This is a genomic window from Burkholderia sp. MR1-5-21 (assembly GCF_053427715.1).
This window is the reverse complement of record NZ_JBSAXD010000034.1, coordinates 90,821-96,945: the sequence shown is the minus strand read 5'-3', so window position 1 is coordinate 96,945 and position 6,125 is coordinate 90,821. Positions and strand designations below refer to the sequence as shown.

At 68.0% G+C, this 6,125-nt stretch carries 4 protein-coding genes and 1 tRNA gene; 1 reads left to right on the top strand and 4 read right to left on the bottom strand.

What is annotated here, in order from left to right:
* Nucleotides 1-77: 77 nt before the first annotated feature.
* A tRNA-Met gene (locus ACV229_RS33445) sits at nt 78-154 on the bottom strand.
* Nucleotides 155-332: 178 nt separating this feature from the next.
* Between ACV229_RS33445 and xth the strand changes: the two genes are divergently transcribed.
* On the top strand, nt 333-1,109 hold the full coding sequence (xth, locus tag ACV229_RS33440; RefSeq protein WP_448087367.1) for an exodeoxyribonuclease III: 777 nt from the start codon (nt 333-335) through the stop codon (nt 1,107-1,109).
* 19 nt (nt 1,110-1,128) lie between these two features.
* Here the strand turns inward: xth and ACV229_RS33435 are convergent, their stop codons facing one another.
* From ACV229_RS33435 to glnL, 3 genes are all read right to left on the bottom strand, one after another.
* A complete protein-coding gene (locus ACV229_RS33435) occupies nt 1,129-3,246 on the bottom strand; it encodes a prolyl oligopeptidase family serine peptidase (RefSeq protein ID WP_448087366.1) in 2,118 nt (705 codons plus the stop codon).
* Nucleotides 3,247-3,324: 78 nt separating this feature from the next.
* Nucleotides 3,325-4,851, bottom strand: a complete 1,527-nt coding sequence (gene ntrC, locus ACV229_RS33430; RefSeq protein ID WP_448087365.1) for a nitrogen regulation protein NR(I) — start codon at nt 4,849-4,851, stop codon at nt 3,325-3,327.
* A 38-nt stretch (nt 4,852-4,889) separates the two neighbouring features.
* Nucleotides 4,890-6,032 (bottom strand): nitrogen regulation protein NR(II), encoded by a 1,143-nt coding sequence (gene glnL / locus ACV229_RS33425; RefSeq protein ID WP_448087364.1) that lies wholly within the window; start codon nt 6,030-6,032, stop codon nt 4,890-4,892.
* Nucleotides 6,033-6,125: the final 93 nt, after the last annotated feature.

Genomic DNA, 6,125 nt, shown 5'->3' with positions numbered 1-6,125 from the left:
AAAAAACCCGGCCTGGGCCGGGTTCTTGTTGGCGAGGTGCGCATCGGTCACTTGCGCTGCACATCGCCAGATGTGCTTGGTTGCGGGGGTAGGATTTGAACCTACGACCTTCGGGTTATGAGCCCGACGAGCTGCCAGACTGCTCCACCCCGCGTCAGAGAAATAAATTATAGGGTTGTTAAGCATTCACGTCAACAACTTTGTCACGATATTTTCTTGTTCGCGCATCGTCACCATCGCACCGGCATCGTCGAGCCCGGCATCGCACGACCGCACACCTTGCACGCGGTAAGATGACGGCCTTTGCATTCACGCCGCTCTCGCACCCGTCCATGAAGATTGCCACCTGGAACGTCAACTCGCTCAACGTCCGCAAACAGCACGTGCTCGACTGGCTCGCGCAAAGCGAAACCGACGTGCTGTGCCTGCAGGAGCTGAAGTTGCCGGACGAGAAATTCCCGCGCGCCGATCTCGAAGCGGCCGGCTACCGTAGCTGGTTCACGGGCCAGAAGACCTACAACGGCGTCGCGATCCTCGCGCGCGATACGCTGCCGTTCGACGAATCCGACGTGATCCGCAACATCCCGGGCTTCGACGATCCGCAGCAGCGCGTGGTCGCCGCGACCGTCGACGGCGTGCGCATCGTGTCCGCCTATTTCCCGAACGGCCAGGCGCCCGACTCCGACAAGTTCGTCTACAAGATGCAGTGGCTCGACGCACTGCACGCGTGGCTGAACACCGAGCTGCAGCGCTACCCGAAGCTCGCGCTGCTCGGCGACTACAACATCGCGCCGGAAGACCGCGACGTGCACGATCCCGCGAAATGGGAAGGCCAGAACCTCGTATCGCCGCAGGAGCGCGCGCATTTCGCGAAGCTGATCGAGCTCGGCTTCGTCGATGCGTTCCGCCACTTCGAACAGCCCGAGAAGACCTTCACGTGGTGGGACTACCGGATGATGGCGTTCCGCCGCAACGCGGGGCTGCGCATCGACCACATCCTGCTGTCGCCGGCGCTCGCCGCAACCTGCACGTCGTGCGAAGTCGACCGCACGCCGCGCACGTGGGAACAGCCGTCCGACCACACGCCCGTCATCGCGGTCGTCAGCTGATCGCACCGCCCGCGCGCATTCAGCGCCGCGCGGGCGCCGGCCCGAGATGGGCCCACAGGAACCCGAATTCGGCCGCGTCGGATTCGGCGCGTTCCAGATCGTCGGCGCTGCCGTGGCCGCCGTCGGTATTCTCCCAGTACCACACGCGTTCGTGACCGAGCGCATGCATGCGCGCGGCCATCTTGCGCGCATGCGCGGGATGCACGCGATCGTCGCGCGTTGACGTCGTCAGCAGCAGCGGCGGATACGCGACGCCTTCGCGCACGCGGTGATACGGCGAATACGCGGCCAGCGCCGCGCCCTCGCGCGGATCGTCCGGGTCGCCGTATTCGTCGAGCCACGCGGCGCCCGCGTGCAGCTTCGGATAGCGCCGCATGTCGAGCAGCGGCACGCGGCACAGCACTGCGCCGAACAGCTCCGGCCGCTGCGCCATGCACGCGGCGACCAGCAGCCCGCCGTTGCTGCCGCCCTCGATCCCGAGCTGCGCGGCGGTCGTCACGCCGGTCGCGACCAGATCCTCGGCCACCGCGATGAAGTCGTCGAACGAACGCTGCCGGTGTTCGCGCTGTGCATCGACGTGCCAGCGCGGCCCGAACTCGCCGCCGCCGCGGATGTGCGCGAACGCCATGACACCGCCGCGTTCGAGCCATGCGATGCCGAACGCATCGCTGTAGCCCGGCAGGTTCGGGATCGCAAAGCCGCCGTAGCCCGACAGCAGGCACGGCCGCGCAACGCGCGCGGCGCCGCCGGGCGCATCGGACGTGTCCAGTGCATCGCGCGGCCCGATCAGCGTGTACGGCACCACCGTGCCGTCGCGCGAGCGCGCGCTTGCCCGACGCACGACGAGCCCGGCCGCATCGAACTGCACCGGCGGCCGGTCGAGCAGCACGCGGCGCGACGGCGCATCGGCCGCGCGATCGGCCAGATCAGCCAGCCAGCATTCGGGCGGATCGAGATAGGTGTCGACGTCCACGTAGATCTCGTCATTCAGCGTCGACTCGACGGGCTCGACGTCGATCTGCGCGTCGCCCGGCCAGTCGAACGGCCGCGCGTCCCACGTCCACGTGCCGTCGTCGGCCTGCCGCGGCTGCCACAGCATCGTGCGGTTGTGCACGTCGACGAGCCAGCTCGCGATCAGCGTCGTGCGCGTGTGCGTCCACGTGCAGGCGGACGTCGACGGTTGTGGCGCGAACAGCGTCGTGAAGTCGCGCGACCCGGCCAGGAACGCCTGCTCGCGAATCGCGAGCAGCGAGCCGCCCGCATGGTGCACGCCGCCGCAGTCCCAGTCGAGACGCGGCTCCAGCACGAGCCAGCCTTCCCAGAACCCGACCTCGACATGCGTCGGCACGTCGTAGCGCGCCCACTCGCCCGCGTCCGTCAGCCGGTACGCATGCGCGTCGAAGAAATCGACGCTGCGCCATGCGACGTGGCGCCCGTCGATCGGATCGAACCACGCGCCCGCGCTGATGTCGTCGGGTTCGCCGCGAAATACGACGGGCGCGTCGGCGAGCCGCGTGCCGCGCACCCAGCGCCGTGCTTCATACGGATAGCCGGCCGCGGTCGCATGCGCTTCGCCGCGATCCCAGCTCACGTACACGGTATCGCGATCGATCCAGCCAACCGTGTGATGCCCCGGTTCGTCGATCGTGAAACCGCCGTCGACGAAACGGCGCTCGACCAGATCGAATTCGCGCACGACCACCGCATCGGCACCGCCCGGCGACAGCGACAGCAGCGCGCGATCGCCGTCCGGATACAGGATCGCGTCCTGCTCGAACACCCATGACTCGCCCTCCTCGGCACCGAGCGCGTCGACGTCGAGCAACGTTTCCCACGCCGGTTGGCCGGCGCGCCAGTCGTCCCAGCGCGTGCGGCGCCACAGTCCCTTCGGATGGAGGTCGTCCTGCCACAGGTCGTAGGCCCAGTCGCGCCAGCGGGTCGGAATCACCGGGCGTTCGCGCGGCAGATACGCTTTCGCGAGACGCGCCGTGAGCGCGCGATACGCGTCGTCGTCGCGCAGCGCGGCGCGCGTGCGCGCATTCTGCTCGTCGACCCACGTGCGGGCGCGCTTGCTGTCGAGCGCTTCGAGGAAACGGAACGGGTCGGCCCCGGCGGGCCAGCGGAAGGAATCGGACATTGCGGATCAGCGTGACGGCAAACCGCGATTATGTCCGATCGCGGCATGCGCGATGCCCGCGCATGCCGCGAATCGTGCTCAGGGCTCCAGATGCAGTTCCTGGATCTTGCGCGTGATCGTGTTGCGGCCGATGCCGAGCCGCTCCGCCGCCTCGACCTTGCGGCCGCGCGTGAAGTCGAGCGCCTCGCGGATCACCGCGGCCTCGAAGCGGCGCGCGAGCTCGTCCATCACGTCCGCCGAGTTCTCGCGCAGCAACCGCGCGACTTCGGTGCGCAGTCCGTGCTCCCACATCGGATAACCGGCCGGGCCGCTGCTCGGCGCAGCCGCGACGGGCACGCCCATCGCAGTCATCGCACTCGCCGCGCCTGCCGCAACCGGCGCCATCGCTTCGCCGCCCGCCGCGTGACCGTGCAAGTCAGCGCCATCGGCGGTCGCCGCGACCGCCGCGCCGGACGGCACGAGATCGGGCGGCAGGTCCTTGATCTCGACCGTTTGCGCAGGCGCCATCACGGTCAGCCAGTTCGCGAGGTTCTCGAGCTGCCGCACGTTGCCGGGAAACGGCAGCGACGTCAGGTACCCCAGCGCTTCGTCCGACACCCGCTTCGGCTCGACGCCGAGATCGCGCGCGCTCTTCTGCAGGAAGTGGCGCGTGAGCAGCGCAATGTCTTCGCTGCGTTCACGCAGCGGCGGCAGGCGCAGCCGGATCACGTTCAGCCGGTGATACAGATCCTCGCGGAACAGCCCCTGCCGCACGCGCGATTCGAGGTTCTGGTGCGTCGCTGCAATCACGCGCACGTTCGCGCGCAGCGGGCTGTGGCCGCCGACACGGTAGAACTGCCCGTCCGACAGCACGCGCAGCAGGCGTGTCTGCAGATCGAACGGCATGTCGCCGATTTCATCGAGGAACAGCGTGCCGTTCTCGGCCTGCTCGAAGCGGCCCTGACGCGTCGTCTGCGCGCCGGTGAACGCGCCGCGCTCGTGGCCGAACAACTCGGATTCGAGCAGGTCCTTCGGAATCGCCGCGGTGTTGAGCGCGATGAACGGCCCGTTCGCCCGCGGGCTGTGACGGTGCAACGCGCGCGCGACGAGCTCCTTGCCGGTCCCCGATTCGCCGGTGATCAGCACGGTCGCGGCCGAATGCGACAGCCGGCCGATCGCGCGGAACATGTCCTGCATCGCGGGCGCCTGGCCGAGCATCTCGGGCGCCTCGGCGACGCGGTCGTCCTCCGGCACGCCGCCGCGCAGGCTCTCCTCGACCGCGCGGCGGATCAGCTCGACCGCCTTGTCGACGTCGAACGGCTTCGCGAGATACTCGAACGCGCCGCCCTGGAACGCCGCGACGGCGCTGTCGAGGTCGGAGAACGCGGTCATGATGATCACGGGCAGCCCCGGCATCCGCTCGTGCATGGCCTGCAGCAGCTCGAGGCCCGAGCCGCCGGGCATCCGGATGTCGGACACCAGCACCTGCGGCGTCTCGTGATCGAGCGCACTGAGCGCATCGCGCACGTTCGCGAAACTTTTCGTCGCGAAACTGTCGCGGGCGAGCGCCTTTTCGAGCACCCAGCGGATCGATTGGTCGTCGTCAACTATCCAGATCGGCTTCATAGGTCGGTCAGAAGTATCGGTGAATCGCGTGTCGCCGCTCAGTGATCGAGCGGCAGCAGAATCTGAAATTCGGTGCGGCCGGGCCGGCTTTCGACCTCGATCATCCCGTCGTGCTGCTGCACGAACGTCTGCGCGAGCGTGAGGCCGAGGCCGCTGCCGTCCTCGCGCCCGGACACGAGCGGATAGAAGATCCGGTCGCGGATCTCTTCCGGTATGCCGGGCCCGTTGTCGATCACGTGCAAGTCCAGTGCCAGCTTGTACAGGCGCTTCGCGATCGTGATCTTGCGCGCGACGCGCGTGCGCAGCTCGATCTTCGCGTCGCCTTGCGCGATCCGTTCGCGCAGCGCCTGCGCTGCATTGCGCACGATGTTCAGCAGCGCCTGGATCAGCTGCTCCTTGTCGCCGCGCAAGTCCGGCACGCTGACGTCGTAGTCGCGCTCGATCGACAGCCCGCGCGGAAACTCGGCGAGCATCACCGCGCGCACGCGCTCGCACACTTCATGGATGTTCACGTCGCCGACGATGTGCGGGTGCCGGTGCGGCTCGAGCAGCCGGTCGACGAGCGTCTGCAGGCGGTCGGATTCCTTGATGATCACCTGCGTGTATTCGCGCAGCTCGCCGCGCTCGCGCTCGCCGAGCTCGAATTCGAGCAGCTGCGCGGCGCCGCGGATCCCGCCGAGCGGGTTCTTGATCTCGTGCGCGAGATTGCGGATCAGCTGCTTGTTGACCGCGGTCAGGTCGTGGATCCGCTCCTCGCGGTCGGTGCGCGACTGACGCTCGTTCTCGAACAGCTCGACGAGCACGAAGTCCGGCGCGCTCTCGAGAAAGCCGACGATCGCATGCACGTGCAGCGGCTCGCGGCCGGGCCGGTCGAGTACCGTGTCGAGGTGCGTCGCGTGAAAGCGCTCTTCGCCGATCGCGGTGATCGTCGACGCGAGCTCGTTCGCGTTCGGGAAGATCTCGCCCCACGGCCGCTGCGCGAGCTGCCGGCGCGAGATGTCGAGCATCGCCTCCGCGGACGGATTCGCGAACGCGATCCTGAGCGTCTTGCGGTCGAGCACCAGCACGACCGTCGGCAACGCTTCCAGTCCGGCGAGCAGCCCCGAGCGTGCGAGCCTGTCGTCATCCGTCAGACGCTCAGGCTGCCCCGTCTTCGCCTTGATCAGATTTTTCAGAACCATCTTGCGTGCGTGTCGTGACCAGAATGCGCAAAAAATGATGAATTCCGCGGAACAAAAAGGGGACGGCTGGGCGCCGTCCCCTTTTCAGATTCC

Bases quoted from the DNA above. Each gene is read 5' to 3' on its own strand.
- ACV229_RS33435 (WP_448087366.1), bottom strand. From the start codon at position 3,246: ATGTCCGATTCCTTCCGCTGGCCCGCCGGGGCCGACCCGTTCCGTTTC.
- xth (WP_448087367.1), top strand. From the start codon at position 333: ATGAAGATTGCCACCTGGAACGTCAACTCGCTCAACGTCCGCAAACAG.
- glnL (WP_448087364.1), bottom strand. From the start codon at position 6,032: ATGGTTCTGAAAAATCTGATCAAGGCGAAGACGGGGCAGCCTGAGCGT.
- ntrC (WP_448087365.1), bottom strand. From the start codon at position 4,851: ATGAAGCCGATCTGGATAGTTGACGACGACCAATCGATCCGCTGGGTG.